General features: G+C 60.4%; 14 protein-coding genes. 4 read left to right on the top strand and 10 right to left on the bottom strand.

The window, feature by feature from the left end:
- Positions 1-29: 29 nt before the first annotated feature.
- From AB4O16_RS17305 to AB4O16_RS17270, 8 genes are all read right to left on the bottom strand, one after another.
- On the bottom strand, positions 30-1,235 hold the full coding sequence (locus AB4O16_RS17305) for a hypothetical protein (RefSeq protein ID WP_460155387.1): 1,206 nt from the start codon (positions 1,233-1,235) through the stop codon (positions 30-32).
- A 55-nt stretch (positions 1,236-1,290) separates the two neighbouring features.
- Entirely contained in the window at positions 1,291-2,217 is a 927-nt protein-coding gene (locus tag AB4O16_RS17300; protein WP_460155386.1) for a sigma 54-interacting transcriptional regulator, read from the bottom strand.
- A gap of 66 nt (positions 2,218-2,283) precedes the next feature.
- Positions 2,284-2,865, bottom strand: a complete 582-nt coding sequence (locus AB4O16_RS17295) for an alpha/beta hydrolase (protein ID WP_007972928.1) — start codon at positions 2,863-2,865, stop codon at positions 2,284-2,286.
- 288 nt (positions 2,866-3,153) lie between these two features.
- Positions 3,154-3,555, bottom strand: coding sequence for an ExbD/TolR family protein (locus tag AB4O16_RS17290; RefSeq protein ID WP_057399168.1), 402 nt, complete (start codon positions 3,553-3,555; stop codon positions 3,154-3,156).
- Position 3,556: 1 nt separating this feature from the next.
- Entirely contained in the window at positions 3,557-4,282 is a 726-nt protein-coding gene (locus AB4O16_RS17285) for a MotA/TolQ/ExbB proton channel family protein (RefSeq protein WP_460155385.1), read from the bottom strand.
- Between the two features lie 44 nt (positions 4,283-4,326).
- Entirely contained in the window at positions 4,327-5,136 is an 810-nt protein-coding gene (locus tag AB4O16_RS17280) for an energy transducer TonB (RefSeq protein ID WP_160390784.1), read from the bottom strand.
- 258 nt (positions 5,137-5,394) lie between these two features.
- Positions 5,395-7,755 (bottom strand): TonB-dependent receptor, encoded by a 2,361-nt coding sequence (locus AB4O16_RS17275; RefSeq protein WP_160390785.1) that lies wholly within the window; start codon positions 7,753-7,755, stop codon positions 5,395-5,397.
- Positions 7,756-7,870: 115 nt separating this feature from the next.
- Positions 7,871-8,791 (bottom strand): TauD/TfdA dioxygenase family protein, encoded by a 921-nt coding sequence (locus tag AB4O16_RS17270; protein ID WP_160390786.1) that lies wholly within the window; start codon positions 8,789-8,791, stop codon positions 7,871-7,873.
- Between the two features lie 182 nt (positions 8,792-8,973).
- Between AB4O16_RS17270 and AB4O16_RS17265 the strand changes: the two genes are divergently transcribed.
- Positions 8,974-9,894, top strand: a complete 921-nt coding sequence (locus AB4O16_RS17265) for a LysR family transcriptional regulator (protein ID WP_160390787.1) — start codon at positions 8,974-8,976, stop codon at positions 9,892-9,894.
- Between the two features lie 105 nt (positions 9,895-9,999).
- Here the strand turns inward: AB4O16_RS17265 and AB4O16_RS17260 are convergent, their stop codons facing one another.
- Positions 10,000-11,013 carry an ABC transporter substrate-binding protein gene (locus AB4O16_RS17260; RefSeq protein ID WP_160390788.1) on the bottom strand — a complete coding sequence of 338 codons (1,014 nt, stop codon included), beginning with the start codon at positions 11,011-11,013 and terminating at the stop codon, positions 10,000-10,002.
- A gap of 337 nt (positions 11,014-11,350) precedes the next feature.
- Here AB4O16_RS17260 and AB4O16_RS17255 point away from each other — a divergent pair, with 337 nt between their 5' ends.
- From AB4O16_RS17255 to AB4O16_RS17245, 3 genes are read left to right on the top strand one after another with little or no spacing between them, the layout of a single operon-like run.
- Entirely contained in the window at positions 11,351-12,949 is a 1,599-nt protein-coding gene (locus AB4O16_RS17255) for an ABC transporter permease (RefSeq protein ID WP_460155384.1), read from the top strand.
- On the top strand, positions 12,946-13,761 hold the full coding sequence (locus AB4O16_RS17250) for an ABC transporter ATP-binding protein (RefSeq protein WP_160390790.1): 816 nt from the start codon (positions 12,946-12,948) through the stop codon (positions 13,759-13,761). Before AB4O16_RS17255 ends, AB4O16_RS17250 begins: the two co-directional genes overlap by 4 nt.
- 15 nt (positions 13,762-13,776) lie before the next feature.
- Positions 13,777-15,387: an arylsulfatase gene (locus AB4O16_RS17245; RefSeq protein WP_460155383.1), complete on the top strand. Its 1,611-nt coding sequence runs from the start codon at positions 13,777-13,779 to the stop codon at positions 15,385-15,387.
- 129 nt (positions 15,388-15,516) lie between these two features.
- Here AB4O16_RS17245 and AB4O16_RS17240 read toward each other — a convergent pair whose 3' ends face one another.
- Positions 15,517-16,590 carry a fatty acid desaturase gene (locus AB4O16_RS17240; RefSeq protein ID WP_460155382.1) on the bottom strand — a complete coding sequence of 358 codons (1,074 nt, stop codon included), beginning with the start codon at positions 16,588-16,590 and terminating at the stop codon, positions 15,517-15,519.
- Positions 16,591-16,636 lie beyond the last annotated feature (46 nt).

Here is a 16,636-nt window from a genome sequence, read left to right as displayed (position 1 = left end):
CATTCCTTGACGCTGCAGATACAGTAAAATTAAACAACTTCGATCATCGAAGGGTTTTGGGTGTTCATTGCGACGTCGACTTCATGCCTGTTCCCATACATATCCCGAACAAACATCTTCACTGACAATTGATCGTATCGAACTGTGGACGCTCCGCCCTTTTTGGCAAAGTGCATCAAAAAAGTTATTTTGCCTTGCTCATCATGGTAGACCGCAATTTGATCGGCTGTTTCCCACAACACCTCCGCGCCGTCATTCGCCTTGAGACCATTAAAATAGCCAACGGCGTAATACCCGAGATAGTCGGGATGCTCACTGCGTGCCTGCAACACGCCGGCAATCGAGCAATCGACGAATTTTATATGGTGCTGGTCCACTAACAGGTCCAGGACATATCGATCGACCTTGGCAACGTTCTCTGTCGGTTTCCAGTTGGCGGACAGGTGTTTGACCCTGAACTGTTCTTTTCGATAGATCGCCGGTGGCACCGTCCTCAGGCTTATATCACCGAATTCCGAGCTTTCTTCCGAATAGAACACCTCACCGTCCGAACGGGTAATGGCCGCAATCAGCTTGATGGGGTCGGGAGAGTTGCTGCTGACGTAGAATTCCTTGCGAAAGATGGCTTTGCCTCGCACAACGGGGCCATGCAGTTCACCCGTGTGAGGAAACGGTGCGTACGGCAAGCGTCGCTCCAGCATGCACTTCCACATCGGTTCCTCGCCGTCTCGAATGGTGTCTATCGGCAGGGCTTTTCCGGAATAGGCATCCAGCAGTTGAATGCTGTCGAGTTCGCTTTCGGAGATTCCAACTACCTTTTGCCCATCGCCGACAACTTGCACAACTACCACCAATTTCAACTGCTGATACCCATTGGCGTAAATTATATTTCCGCCCGAAGTCGAGTAGATTTGAAATCGTTTGATGTCTACCCACTCAGGAAAGTCGGTTTCTTGGGAAGGCAGGGGTGCCATCCCCGGGTCAGCAGGTATATAACCTTCGACAAGGGGACTGATATATTTCAACTCATCGCCGACACCTGGAGCTATCACAGCACTATTTCCAACAAACTTCACAGAAAAATCCTTTTTCATATGATATTTAACAATGACGGATATCAATGTATCCAGGGAGAAATCAAAAGATATGTCAAAACCTATCAGCCCACAAAACACAAAATTGTTACAGCCACACTGCAAATAGTACAAAATATAACAACAAGAATCAGCGCCCATAAAAAAACCAGGCAAACATCAATTGCCTGGTTTTTTATAAAGCCAATACACGTGCTTATATATTGATGCCTGTGAAGTATTCTTTCAGTGCCCGGAGTTCAGCGACATTTCCTTGTTGTACAAGTTGATCTATCCATCCTTGTACAAGCACAGCGGATGGCCGGACAACCGGCAGATTCAAATGCTCCGGCAAGATTTCGTCACCCGTACTGACCAGCAATGCAAAGTGAATGACGTTCTCCAGTTCCCTGGTATTGCCCGGCCAACTGTGATGCTCCAGCGCAAGCTGTGCCGCTTCGCTGATCAGCGGCACCGGCAGGTCGAGGCGCTGGCTGTAGATGCCGAGGAAGTATTCGGCCAGCGACAGGATGTCACCCGTGCGCTCGCGCAGCGCCGGCAGTTCCAGCGGGCCTTCGCTGAGGTAGTGATAAAGCCGCTCATGGAATTTTCCCGCGGCGACCGCCTGCGCCAGATCGATGCTGGTGGCCGCCACCAGCCGCACATCCACCGGGCTTGGCTGATGGGCACCGACGCGAGTGACTTCGTGGTTCTCCAGGGCGGCGAGCAATTTGATCTGGATCGGCAACGGCAAATCACCGATCTCGTCCAGATACAGCGTGCCGCCGTTGGCCGAGCCGAACCAGCCGGCACGACTGCTCGCCGAACTGCTGTAGCTGCCCGCCGCATAGCCAAACAACTCGGCGTCGGCATAAGTCGGGCTGATGGCGCCGCAGTTGACCGACACGAACAACCCGCCGCGATCACTGGCGCGGTGTATGTGGCGCGCCAGCAATTCCTTGCCGGTGCCGGTTTCACCACGGATCAGCACTGACACTGAACGCGTGGCCAATTGCTCAAGGTCTTCACGCAATTGTCGTGAACGCGGATCGACAAACACCAGCGCCTTGGCGCGAATGCTCAGAGGACTTTTTTCGGCATCGGGAAAGGTCAGCAGCGGCTGACCGAAGGTTTCAAAGCTCATGGCAGACTCCCGCCCAAAACCGCCGGGAGACGGGGGCGCTTTACGAAAAAATGAAATTCAAAAGGTTCAAGCGCGGCGCAGGGCGTGGTGTTCCATGCGGTTCTGCAAGCGATAGAGATAAGCAAAACCCTGCTCCCAGCGCTGATGACCGGACTTCACGTTGATATGCCCCGCCCCCGCCAGAATCCCCGCCTCGGCACCCCAGTTGCGCGCCAGCTCAAGCGCTCGCGGTGCACTGACGGCGCTGTCGTTGTCGGAGCTGACGACCTGGCTCGGAAATGGCAGCAGGTCCGTCGGAATCGGCGCAAAGTTGCGCAAGGCCGGCGCGCAGGCCGGGCGCTCGACGTCCGCCGGTGCGACCAGCAGGGCACCGCGCACCTGACGCAAGAACTGCACAGGCGCTGTAGCCGCCCAGTGCGCGACAGTGATGCAACCCAGGCTGTGGGCGATCAGGATGACCGGCGTGCTGTCCGCGGCAATCGCCTCGGCCAGCGCCGCGACCCAGTCTTCACGGCGCGGCGTCAGCCAGTCGGCCTGCTCCACCCGCGCACTGTTCGGCAGGCTGTTCTGCCAGTGGCTTTGCCAATGATCTTCCGGCGATCCTTGCCAGCCCGGCACAATCAGGTAGCGAATTGATTCGTTGCGCATGGGGGAGCTCTCCTGCTGCGTGTCTGTTCCTGGTCGAGTATAGGGAGTGGATTTATATTCGTTAAGGAATAAGAAGCTATTTATTAAGACCTACATCGAATATCAAATCCCGACCTGTAGGCGCTGGCTTGCCAGCGATGGCGTCCTCCCAATCGATAAAGATGTTGCCTGTCCCGCCGCTATCGCTGGCAAGCCAGCTCCTACAGGGGACAGTGTCTTCGCGAAAATCGCGGAATAAAAAAAGGGCCGCACCCTGCCAAGGAGACGGCCCCGGAAAACGAAAATCCGTTATCGCGCAGTGATCACTGACAGCTTGGTGATCCCTGCCCGTTCAATCGATGCCATGGCCCGCGCCACCTCGCCGTAATTCACACCATCGTCCGCCTGCAACTGCACGCGCACCTCGGGGTCCCTGGCCTTTGCCGACTTGAGGTTGAACTCCAGCAAGTCCGGTTGTATTTCGTCCTTGTTGATAAACAGTTTGCCGGCCCCGTCGATGCTCACCACCAACGGGTCTTTCTGCTCCACCGGCGCCACTGCTTCGGTCTTGGGCAGATTGATCGGAATGGCGTTGGTCAGCAGCGGTGCGGTGACGATGAACACCACCAGCAGTACCAGCATCACATCCACCAGCGGCGTCACGTTGATCTCGCTGAGCACCTCATCGGTGTCTTGCGTGGAGAAGGCCATATCAGGACGCCTCCTTCACTTTCTGCGCATTGCCCTGGGCTGCCGCCTTGTGCGCTGTCGGGTGGACCAGCACACGGAACGAGCTCTTCTGCGCCAGGCTGTAGAAGTCGTGGGCGAAGTCATCCAGGTCCGCCGCCGTCAGTTTCAAACGACGCAAAAAATAGTTGTAAACCAGCACCGCCGGCACCGCGACGGCGATCCCCACGCCGGTGGCGACCAGTGCCGCACCAATCGGTCCGGCGACCGTTTCAAGGCTTGCCGAGCCCGCCGCGCTGATGCCTTTCAACGCTTCCATGATTCCCCACACCGTGCCGAACAAACCAATGAACGGCGAGGTGCTGCCAATGCTCGCGAGCACAGCCAACCCGGTTTCCAGCGACCGGCGCTCACGCACGATCTGCTGACGCAAGGCACGCTCCAGACGATCCTGATGATTGATCGCCTGGCTCAAGTCCGACGCCTGTGGCGCCTCGCCCACCTGGATGGCCGCATAACCGGCCTGTGCAACCCGGGCGGCCGCACCGGGCCGGGTTTCGCTCAGTTCGGCCGCCGAATCGAGACTCGAAGCGGCCCAGAATTGTTGGTGAAATTTTCGATCCTGTGCCTTGAGGCGGCCGAACTGCACGCCCTTGAGCAATGCCAGCCCCCAGGTCGCGACGGAAAAAACCACCAGCAGCCAGATCACCGCGCTTTCGATGGATTCAAGTGGAGATGCCAGTAACGTCATGGTGTATTCCTCGTGTAAACGTTTCGCGCGAAATTGGTTTCTGTTTAATGAATCTTGAAATCGATGGGCACGCTGACCCAGCCGTCCTGGGCGACGTCACCTTGCTTTGCCGGCACGAAACTCCAACGTTTCACCGCGTTCAGCGCCGCGTCGTCCAGCGCATCGCGACCACTGCTTTTCTGGATCTGGATCTCGCCGGGCTTGCCGCTGGCCAGCACATGCACACGCAACAAAACCGTGCCTTCCCAGCCGCGACGCTGGGCCAGCGACGGATACTCCGGCGCCGGGTTTTTCAGGTAGCCGGCAGTGGCAGAAGCCGGTGTCACCGGCGCGGGTGCAGGTGGTGCAGGTGGTGCCGGGGCCGCGACGGGCGCAGCCGGTTTCGCTGGCGCGGGGGGTTGCTCAACAGCCTTTGGCGCCGGCTTCGGTACGGGTTTGGCCACCGGCTTGGGCTTGGGAATCGGCTTTGGAGGAGGTGGCTTCACGGCCAGCTCGTCTTCCAGGGGCGGTGGTGGCTCAACCACCGGCTGCACCGGTTGCGGTGGCGGCGGCTCAATCACCGGTGGCGCCGGACGCGAAAACTCGATGGTCATCGGTGGGACTTCCGGCGGCACGATCGGCAGCACCGGGGTCGGTTGCTGATTGACCCAATAGATCACCGCGCCATGCACCAGCAACGCCAGCACACCCAGCACAATCGCTTCCCGTCGGCGCAGGACGCCCTTGGGCGCTCGCTGCAAACGCAACTGCCCCAAGGGCACGCGGTGCGGTCGGCCGAGGTCGACCAATTCGCCACCGGGTGCCTGGCGCCACAGCACCTCATGTGCACCGGCGGCGATCTGGACATTGCCCATTGTTTAACTCCCTGCGGTCTCTTTGCGGATGACCGGAACGTCGTGCTGAACATCCCCCGACGACGTCCCGGTGGAGCAATCATTGGCTGGAACGCTTAGTTCCGAAAGTAATGTTTAAACTTATGTTTAGACCCGAAACGAATAACAATTATCATCAATCCAGCGCCAGAGCCCGCCGATCAAGGGCTCTGGCTCAAAGGAAAAAGACGATGCCTTTGCTGCATGGAAAGTATTCATTCGAGGCATGCGTTTTCGCCGTCAGAAGTCGTATCGACCGGTCACGCCCAACGTCCGTGGCGTGCCGAGCAGGCCTTCATAACCGCCGTTGGCGGCCGTCCACAGCGTCGTGTAGTAGGTCTTGTCGAAGGCGTTTTTCAGCCACAGAGAAACGTCCCACTGCCCCTGGTTGAAGTCGCCGCGCAGGCCGGTGGACAGGTTGACCACGGCATAGCTGGGGATCTGGCCGAAGTCGGAATCTTCCACGGTGCCCACCGCTTTGGAACGGAACGCATAGCTGGCGGTGACGTACTCTTCGAAGCCGTTGCTCAGGTTCCACTTGTATTCGCCGTTGGCGTTGCCGATCCATTTCGAGGCGCCGACCACCTGATGGCCGCTGAGGTCGCAGGACGCCGGAGCACCAGGCGCCAGGCTGACTTCCGGCGGGCACGGTGCATCCTTGTACGAGAGGTAGCTGACGTCGTTGTACGAGCCGTTGATGTTCAACGTCAGGCCGCGCAACGGGATCAGGGTGCTTTCGAATTCCACGCCGCGCGAGCGCACGGAGCCGGCGTTGGTCAGGTACTGCACGCGGTTGGCGTCGTCGTAGGCGTTGGTCTGATAGCCGTTGACCTGGGTCCAGAACAGGTTGGCGTTCAATTGCAGGCGACGGTCCCACAGGGTGCTCTTGAAGCCGAGTTCGGCGTTGTTGGCGCGCTCGGTGCCGATCAGCAGCGAGTCGGCTCCCGCCACCGGCGCGGTGCCGACGGCCAGGTTGACCCCACCGGATTTTTCGCCATGGGACAACGTGGCGTAGGTGAGCAGGTCGTCGGTGAGGCGATAGCTGAGGTTCAACAGCCCCGATGGACTCGAGCTGTACTGGTTCAGATCGCCGGAATCGTAGGCCCCCGCGCGAGCGCGTCGTGACGCGGCCGCCGCGCCGGTGACCGCGGTACCACCGGCGGGTGCGTCACGGGTGACCCAGGCGTTTTTCTCTTCATAGGTGCCGCGCAGGCCGGCGGTGAAGTCCAGGCGCTCGGTCAGGTGCCAGGTGCCTTGGGCGAACAGCGCGAAACTGTTGGTTTCGATATGACCGTTGCCGACACTGTCGATGTTGTTCAGCGCACCGGTCGGCGTGCCGCTCCAGATGTCCGCCTGCGGGCCGTAAAAGGTGAAGGACTTGTTGTCCAGGTTGGAACCGAAGTAGTAGGCGCCCAGAACGTAATCGAAGAATCCGCCGGTAGGCGACGCCAGGCGAAACTCCTGGGAATACTGTTTGTCCTCCACCGAAACGCCGGCGTTGTAGAAGGCGGTTGCGTTCAGGCCGTCATCATTGCGCGGGGTGAAATTCCACCAGCGATAGGAGCTGATGGAGGTCAGGGTGAAGTCGCTCGGCAGCGTCCAGTTGGCCTCCACCGATGTGCCGCCCTGATGCACGGTGACGTGCTGATCGTTGTTCAGGTTGACCTTGCGGTGGGTGCCGTCAACCAGGGTCGCGCCCGCGGCATTGGCCCGAGCCTGGTAAAGGTTGGTGCCATTGATGGTCGGCCCGGTGTTGTACAGCACACGGGTGCCGGCGCTGGAGTCTTCCTCGTTGTAGTCGCCGATCCAGCGCAGGTTGAATGACTCGTTGGGCTTGAACAGCAACTGGCCACGGAAGCCATCGCGAGAGCCGCCGTTCAAGTCATGGCCGTCGAATTCGTTCTTGATATCGCCGTCGCTGCGGGTGCGGTAGGCAGAAAAGCGTCCGGCCAGTTCGTCATTCAACGGACCGGAAATCGTGCCCTTGGTCTGGAAATAACCGTCCTCGCCCACCGAAGATTCAATGCTGCGCTCCGGAGTGAACGTTGGCGCACGGGTGCTGATGTTGATCACACCGGCGGTGGTGTTTTTACCGAACAACGTGCCTTGCGGACCGCGCAGCACTTCGAGCTGCTCGATGTCCATCAGGTCGAACACCGCCATGCCCGGCCGCCCGAGGTAAACGTTGTCGATGTACAGCCCGACACTGCCTTCCAGACCATCGCTGGCCGGGTTGTTGCCCAGGCCTCGAATCGACACGCTGGACTGGCGCGCATGCATGTAGGCGACGTTGACGCTGGGCACCAGTTGCTGCAAATCCTGAATGCGATAGACCCGCTGGGTTTCCAGGGTCTGGCCGCTGACCACGCTCATGGGGGTCGGTACGTCCTGCGAACTTTCCTCGCGGCGGCGAGTGGTTACGGTCACGGTTTGCAGTTGCGTATTGTCGGCCGTGGCGGTTTTTGCCGGGGTGGTTTCAGGGGTGGCACTGTCGGCCGCATAACCCTGAGTCCAACTGGCGCTGCCGGCCAGCAACAGAGCGAGAGGAAGGCGTTTGAGCCGTTGGGGTGAAGAGGTTGGGGCGAGGTGCAACGGACTCATAAGGCGGGGTTCCCGATCAGAAAGTGATTCTTTATTGCTTGATAGGCCGCCATCGCGGGCAAGCCCGCTCCTACAGATCCCCTGTGGGAGCGGGCTTGCCCGCGATGGCGTCAGGTCAGACGCCGCCGATATCCGGCCCTTTCACGGTCTGGCTGACCTGCCCGTTCACACCCACCGCCACCTCGCCCTTGAGCGTCACACGGCGCACGATCCGGTCCTGGGTGCCGTAGTCATCCACCGCGTAATGCTGGGTGGAGCGGTTGTCCCAGATCGCCACATCGCCAGCCTTCCAGCGCCAGCGCACGATGTTTTCCTGGCGGATCACATGGCTCTGCAACAACCCGAACAGGTGCGCCGAATCAGCCTGGGAATAGCCCTTGATGCGCTTGACGAAATGCCCCAGCAGCAAGCTCTTCTCACCGCTGATCGGGTGCACGCGGACCACCGGGTGTTCGGTCTCGTAGACGGTCGAGGTGAAGATCTTGCGATAGCGCTCCAGCTTTTCCGCCGAGACGTCAGGCCTGGTGCCGGCGTAGTCGTATTCGTTGCTGTGCACCGCGACCAGTTTGTCGGCCAGCTCGCGCAGCTCCTCAGACAAGCCGCTGTAGGCGGTGGCGGTGTTGGCCCACAGGGTGTCGCCGCCGAAAGCCGGGGCCACCACCGAGCGCAGGATCGAGGCTTTCGGGTAGGCCTCGACGAAGGTCACGTCGGTGTGCCAGGAGCTCGCGCGCTGACCTTCGGCACCGTCCAGTTCCAGCAGAAAACGCGTGCCTTCGCGCACTGGCACGGTCGGGTGCGCCACCGGTTCGCCGAGCAGGTGAGCGAACGCTTCCTGGCGCTGATCGTCGAGCTGGGTCTGCTCGCGGAAGAAGATCACCTTGTATTGCAGCAGCGCCTGTTGGATGGCTTCGACGGTGGCGGCATCCAGCTCGCCGGAAAGCTCTACGCCACGAATTTCGGCACCGATGCGACCGGCCACCGGGTGGATTTCAAGCGCGTGAACAGCGGGTTGTACTGCGAAAGCGGCGTTGCTCATGGGTAGACCCTCATCAGACTGCTTGCGGTTGACCGGCCTCGAAACACTGCTCTATCTATATTCTTTTTTGATCTAATAGATATCTACATGCTTCGTTGACGGAATAAGAGGTTGCATTTAAAACCTCAGTCAACCCTCGTCGCAAATGCCTTCGAGCTATTTTTAGGATGCCGGAAAAGCATATGGATCTTCGCCAGTTGCGTTACTTCATCGCCCTCGACGAACACCGCAGTTTCGTGCGCGCGGCCGAGGCCATGGGCATTACCCAGCCGGCTTTCAGCCGCAGTATTCAGGGGCTGGAACACGAATTCGGCTGCGTCCTGGTGGACCGTGGCAACAAGGATTTGCGCCCCACACCCGAAGGCCTGGTGGTGCTGCAACATGCCCGCAGCCTGGTGCAGGGTGCGGCGCTGCTCAGCAGCGAAGTGACGCAGATGACCAAGCTCGATGCCGGCGAACTGCGCTTCGGCTGCGGCCCGGCACCGGCGGTGAAACTGGTGCCGGATGCGGTGGCGCAATTCATCAACGCGCACCCGAAAGTGCGCACCTGCTTCGAGGTGGATAACTGGGAAAAACTCAGCCGCGCCCTGAGCCGTGAAGAGATCGAATTCTTCATCGCCGACATCCGCCATTTCGAGTCCGATCCGAACTTCCAGACCCAGGCCCTGACGCCCAAGCGTGGCGTGTTTTTCTGCCGTCCCGGACATCCGCTGCTGGTCAAGGAGAGTCTGTCGACCAACGACATGTTCGATTACCCGCTGGCAACCACGATGATCCCGCCGGGCATTCGCAAACTGCTGGCGAACCTGAGTGGACGGGTGGATTTTTCGCCGACCATCCAGACCGAACATTTCCCGGCGCTGGTGAAAGTGGTGCTGCAATCCAACGCGATCGGCGTGGGCACGGAGGAGGCGTTCATCGAGGACGTCGCCCAGGGATCGCTGGTGCTGCTGCACTGGCGTAATTTGCCGCAGAACATCGAGAGCATGAATGCACGCTGCGGGATCGTCAGCCGCACCGGGTTCCGCTTGTCACCCGCGGCGCGGGCGATGATCGAGACGTTGGTGGCGGTGGACAGGCAGCAGATTGCCGTCGCGGTTTAGGGCCTCATCGCGAGCAAGCTCGCTCCCACAGGAGATCTCCGGTGTTTACACGGTCGGTGTGGGAGCGAGCTTGCTCGCGATGGGGCCAGTGAGCTTACTGAAAACTCAAAGCTTCGCCGCAGCCAACTCCGGCGCCACCCAATCACTGACCTTGAACGACTTGCGAATCAGCTTCTGCTGCGAAGCCAGGTCTACGGCATCCTGCAATTTACCCAGGAACACCGGGTCAAGCGTCGAGGGGAACACCTCGCTCAGTTTCTGATCCTGCAGATCCTGCTTGAGGATCACCGGCGGATAACTCGCCAGCCCCGACACCAGCTGAATGTAGGCGTCCTTGTTGCTGTCCTGGGTCAGCCACGTCACCGCTTGCTGTTGAGCCTTGAGCAACGTGGCGACCGCCTCGGGGTGCTCGTCGACGAACTTCCCGGTCCCCACCAGCACCGCCTGCACACTGCCGGCGCCGCCCAGGTCCTTGGTGGTCAGCGGCAACTCGGCCAGCCCCTTGGCTTGTAGTGCGGTGAGCCCGGAACCGCCCCACGAGGCATCGATCTGCTTCGCCGCCAGCGCCGCGACCGCCGCGTTAAAGTCCAGGTTGATGACTTTCACGTCCTTCTCGCTCAACCCCTGGCTGGCCAGCGCTGCATCGAAGGACAACTGGCTGGCGGTGCCACGGAAGATCGCCACGCGTTTGCCCTTGAGGTCTTGCAGGGTCTTGATCCCCGAGCCCGGCACCACGCCGAGGTAATGCTTCACCCCACGCGCCGAGGCGCTGAGCAAGCGCGTATCCAGGCCATTGGACTTGCCGATGATGGCGGCCAGGTCGCCGAGGTAAGCCAGGTCCACCTGACCGTTGGCAAACGCCTCGTTGATCACCGGGCCTGCACCCTTGAAGAAGCTCCATTGGATATTGATGCCTTGATCGGCAAAGGCCTTTTCGAAGATCTGTTGATCGCGCAACACATCCACCACACCTCCCCCGCTGTGCTGGGTACCGGCACTCAGGTCCGGCACGGCGATGCGGATTTCCTTGAGCTCGCCGGCGTTGGCCGCGAAGGCCAGCAGCCCCGCCAGGGCCGGTGCGGCGAACAGGCTGAAAACACGTTTGAAGGGAAGGTTCATGGGTGCGGCTCCTTGGGGCAACGGGCGTTGATGAACCGAAAGTAGGCCGAAGTAGAACCAACACTTAAATACTATAAATTCACATTTTTAGATCATTAGGATCTATATCAACACTGGCGGGCCTCTTGGCCGGGTATGCAGCAACGGCATCGAAAATATTCTTCGAATGCATTGGATGCAGCGGTAGATGGAGGCCTTAAATGGTCTCGCTTATCTCTCAATAGTATTGATTTCAGTTTTTATAGATCAATTTTGCATACACCTTGAACCCTGTGGGAGCGAGCTCGCTCCCACAAAAAAGCAGGTCTTTATTGCAACCCGACAACGGAGGTCGTTCATGGCCCGTGTTTCCCTTCTCAGCCTGCCGCTGGCCGCGCCGTCACTTAAAAACAGGCAACGTTGGCCAAGCCTGAGTCAACGTTTGTTGCCCTGGTTGTTGCCCACTGCCCTTTTCACCCTCTGGTGGCTGGCCAGCCGTAATCACTGGATGAGCGAGCAGATCCTGCCGGCGCCATCCCTGGTCTGGAACAGCGCCATTGAATTGTCCCAGGGCGAGTTGTGGAGCCATTTGTGGATCAGCCTGCAGCGCTTGTTCTGGGGGCTGCTGGCCGGGGTCAGCGCAGGTGCTGTCCTGGGTGCTGCGCTGGGCTTCAGTCGGCGCCTGGAGCGCCTGGTGTTTCCGACCTTTACCGGGTTGGCGCAAGTCCCGACCCTGGCCTGGATCCCCTTGTTCATGGTGTTTTTCGGCATCGGCGAAGTGCTGAAACTGGTGGTGCTGATCAAAGCCATCGTGGTGCCGGTGACCCTGCACACGCTGGTCGGTGTGCGCGATGCGCAACCCAGGCTGCGTGAAGCCGCCGCCGTGTTGCGCCTGCCCACGCACCTGTTGATCCGCCGTCTGGTGCTGCCTGCCGCACTGCCGGCATTCATGGCCGGGGTGCGCCTCGCGCTGGCCGCCGGCTGGACCTCGCTGCTGGCTGTGGAGCTGCTCGCGTCGAGTGAAGGCATTGGTTACCTGATGGTCTGGGCGCGGCAGCTGTTCATGCTCGACATCGTGTTCGTGTGCATCGTGGTGATCGGCTTGATCGGCGTGGCGATGGATCGCGGCATCGGTCTGCTGGACAGGAAACTGGTGCACTGGCCGCACCCGGCCACCGCCGAAATCCGTCGCGGGGCGCGTTATCAAGGTTGGCAGCGCGTGCAACCGTGGCTGCTGCCGTTGGCGCTGCTGGCGTTGTGGCAACTGGCCTCGGACCTACAGTGGATTGACCCGAACATTCTGGTCAGCCCGCTGGCCGTCCTGCAGACAACTCGGGATGGTCTGCTCGACGGCACACTGCTCGGCGGCATGGCCCTGAGTCTGGGCCGTACCCTTGGCGGATTGCTGCTCGGTGGCGGGCTTGGGTTTGCCCTGGGGCTGCTGCTGGGTTTGTCGCGCACCAGTGAACGCGTGCTCGGCCCAACCCTCGCCGCCGTCCGCCAGATCGCCATTTTTGCCTGGGTGCCGCTGCTCACTGCGTGGTTCGGCCTGGGTGAACTGGCCAAGTGGGTATTCGTTGCCCTCGCCGCCTTTTTCCCGCTGTTCATCGCCACCCAACGCAGCGTTGCCAATCTGTCGCCGCAATTGAACGAGGCCGCACAAGTGTTGCGCCTGAATGTGCGCCAGCGTCTCGCTCGACTGGTGTTGCCGGGCGCTGCGCCGGGAATTTTTGCAGGACTTCGCCTGAGCCTGATCTACGCCTGGCTCGGCACCATCGGCGCCGAATACTTCATGCCGTCCAACGGCGGCATCGGCAGCCAGATGATCGGCGCCCAGCAGCTGCTGCGCATGGACCTGATCATGGCCGGCATGTTGCTGGTAGGCCTGACCGGCGCCCTGCTCAACCTCATTGGCCAACGCCTGGAAATCCGCGCCACCCGCTGGAGACACGCATGAACGCACCGATTGTCAGCTTCAATCACGTGGGCAAAACCTTCGACGTCGACGGCTTCGAACTGGAAGCCATTCGCGAATTCAACCTGGACATCGCCGAGGGCGAGTTCGTCGCCATCGTCGGCTCCAGCGGTTGCGGCAAATCCACCTTGCTGCGACTGCTGGTAGGCCTCGATAGACAATTTCGCGGGCAGATCAGCGTGGACGGCAAAGCCGTCACCGGCATCGGCGACGAGCGCGGCATCGTCTTTCAGGAGCATCGCTTGTTCCCGTGGCTGAGCGTGGCCGACAACATCGGCCTGGGCCTGGTCAACGAGCCGTTGAGCGCTGCGCAAAGGCACAAGCGCATCCATGACTTCATCGAACTGGTGGGCCTCGGTGATTTCGCCCGCGCCTATCCACACCAACTCTCCGGCGGCATGGCGCAGCGCGTGGCCATTGCTCGCGGCCTGGTGGCCAGCCCACGGATTCTGCTGCTGGACGAACCCTTCGGCGCCCTCGATGCGCTGACCCGCCAGCAGATGCAGGACGAACTCCTGGCGATCCGCGCGCGGGCAAAAATCACCACCATCCTGGTCACCCACGATGTCGAGGAGGCGATCTTCCTCGCCGACCGCGTGGTCGTGATGGAACCGCGTCCGGGACGGATCAAGCAGGTGGTCGACATTGCCCTGCCGCATCCTCGCCAGCGCAGCAGTTTCGACTTCCACCAGCTGCGCGAAGAACTGCTTCACGAACTCACCAGCGACGATCACTACCAGCCCCCCGTGCCGGTGCAGGTCCGCGATCTGCCGCTGTCCTTCATTGCCTACTGAAAAAGGAAATCATTGATGCCACAACGTCCCAACTTTCTTGTGATCCTGGCCGACGATCTGGGCTTTTCCGACCTCGGCGCCTTCGGTGGCGAAATCAATACGCCGAACCTCGATGCCTTGGCCAACAATGGCCTGCGCCTGACCGACTTTCACACCGCGCCGACCTGCTCGCCGACTCGTTCGATGCTGCTCACCGGTACCGACCACCACATCGCCGGCATCGGCACCATGGCCGAAGCGCTGACACCGGACCTGATCGGCAAACCGGGTTACGAAGGGCACTTGAACGACCGCGTGGTCGCCCTGCCCGAGCTGCTGCGCGAGGCCGGTTATCAGACCTTGATGAGCGGCAAATGGCACCTGGGCCTGACCGCAGAACTGGCGCCCCACGCCCGGGGTTTCGAGCGTTCGTTTTCGCTGCTGCCGGGCGCGGCCAACCATTACGGCTTCGAGCCGACCTACGATGAAACGACGCCAAGGCTGCTCAAGTCCACCCCGGCGCTGTACATCGAAGACGACCAATTCATCGATGAACTGCCCAAGGATTTCTATTCCTCCGATGCCTTTGGCGACAAGCTGCTGCAATACCTCAAGGAGCGTGACCAGACCCGGCCGTTCTTTGCCTACCTGCCGTTTTCCGCACCGCACTGGCCGTTGCAGGCGCCCGCCGATGTGGTCGAAAAATACCGTGGCCGCTATGACGCAGGCCCGGAGGTGCTGCGACTTGAGCGCCTGGAAAAGCTCAAGCAACTCGGCTTGATCGAAGCCGATGTCGAGCCCCATCCACTGATCCAGCTGAGCGCACAATGGGATGCCCTGAGCGACGAACAGCGGCAGATTTCCGCACGGGCCATGGAGGTGTATGCGGCGATGGTCGAGCGCATGGACTGGAACATCGGCCGTGTCGTCGACTACCTGCGCCAGCAAGGGCAACTGGACAACACCTTCATCCTGTTCATGTCCGACAACGGCGCCGAAGGGGCGCTGCTCGAAGCCTTCCCGAAATTCGGCCCGCAGCTGCTGACCTATCTCAACCAGCATTACGACAACAGCCTGGACAACATCGGCCGCGCCAATTCCTACGTCTGGTACGGGCCGAACTGGGCGCAAGTGGCGACCGCGCCGTCGCGGTTGTTCAAGGCCTTCACCACCGAAGGCGGCATTCGCGTTCCGGCACTGGTGCATTACCCGCAGCTGCCGCTCAAGGGGCAGATCAGCCACGGTTTCGGCACAGTGATGGACATCACGCCGACCATTCTCGACCTCGCCGGCGTGCGCCATCCGGGCAAGCAATGGCACGGCAAACCCGTGGCAGAAGTTCGCGGCAAATCGTGGCTGGGGTTTCTGTCGGGCGAGACCGCGCAGGTGCATGACGAGCACACCGTCACCGGTTGGGAGTTGTTCGGGCGGCGGGCGATTCGACAAGGTCAATGGAAGGCGGTGTACATCCCCGGGCCGGTAGGGCCGGCGACCTGGCAGCTGTATGACCTGGGCAGTGATCCGGGGGAGATTCACGACCTGGCGTTGAGCCAACCGCAGAAGCTGAATGCCTTGATCGAGCATTGGCAAAAGTATGTGGATGAGACCGGGGTGATCTTGAGTGAGTCGCCGTTTCAGCCGGATTGATGTTGCCTGATCCGGCCCCTTCGCGGGCAAGCCCGCTCCCACAGGGATTTGTGCTGAACGCAAACTTCGCATTCGCCACAGAAACCTGTGGGAGCGGGCTTGCCCGCGAAAGGGCCCTTTCAAACACTACTAAGCCTGCGCCGTACGCACCTTCTCCCCAACCACTTCGTCCTTGCGCTCAAACCGATTCGCCCGCGCAAACGTGCCGAAATCATTGAACCGCACACCCATCTCCCGCATCACCTTGTGCCCCACCGGCACGGTCAACTGGCGGATGTAGAACGGTTCCTTCACCACAAAGTGATGAATCCCGTGGCTACTGCCGAAATTGAAGCAGAACGCCTGCAACGGCCACAGCCACCACGCGTTGAGCACCTGGGTCTGCTGCATCACGTTGCCCGGTTCCACGTCACCGTAGTAGTGCATGTTCGAGCTGATGAAGTGCAGGCAGAACGTGCGCAACACGTTCGGGCCGATGATCACGACTGCCGCGATGTCGATCACCTGCATCACCGACAACGTCGTCGCCGACCACTCGATCGGTGCGCCCATCAGATATGCAACACCGTTCGCTGCGTGGAAACCGAGAAACACGTACCACGCGCCCCAATGCACCAGCGCCAGCGGCGCATACACCTTCAGGGTGCGCTGGACGATGCTGATCTTTTGCGCCCAGGTCTTGGCTCGCAGCATGCGGATGAACGACGACATCATGTTGTCGCCAATCATCAAGAATCGCGCGATGCCCCATGGCTCGCCGTTGGTGATGGCGCGTTCTTCCATATCGGTTTCAGAACCCGACACCTTATGGTGATTGAGGTGCAGATGGCGGCGAATCCATGGGTTGATGGTGCTTGGCCGCGCCAGCCACACCAGGCCCATCATCAGGTTGTGCGGCACCTTCTGCTTGCGGAAGTACATGCTGTGGATCAGGTCGTGTTCCAGCTCATGGGTCAGCGAAGCGAAAAATGCATTGAGCAGCAGGCACGCCCACCAGGCCATGTGCCCGGTGATGTAGAGCGCCGCCGAACCGACCATGCCCGCCAGGGCGAAGGCCAGAATGCCCGCGCCGAGGGCGTCCTGATGCATGAGAATCGGGTATTGCGCGCGCAACTCGACGCCTTTGGCCAGTACCACTTCACGGATATGCGCAGATCGTTGTGCTGCATTCAGTCGCTGGGGGCTTGCAGAAGTACCGCTCATGCTTCCATCCTCTGGTTATTGATGGTTGCATCCTGCCTTGCGGAGC

The organism is Pseudomonas sp. S2_H10 (genome assembly GCF_054668285.1).
This window is presented reverse-complemented; position numbering and strand designations above follow the sequence as displayed.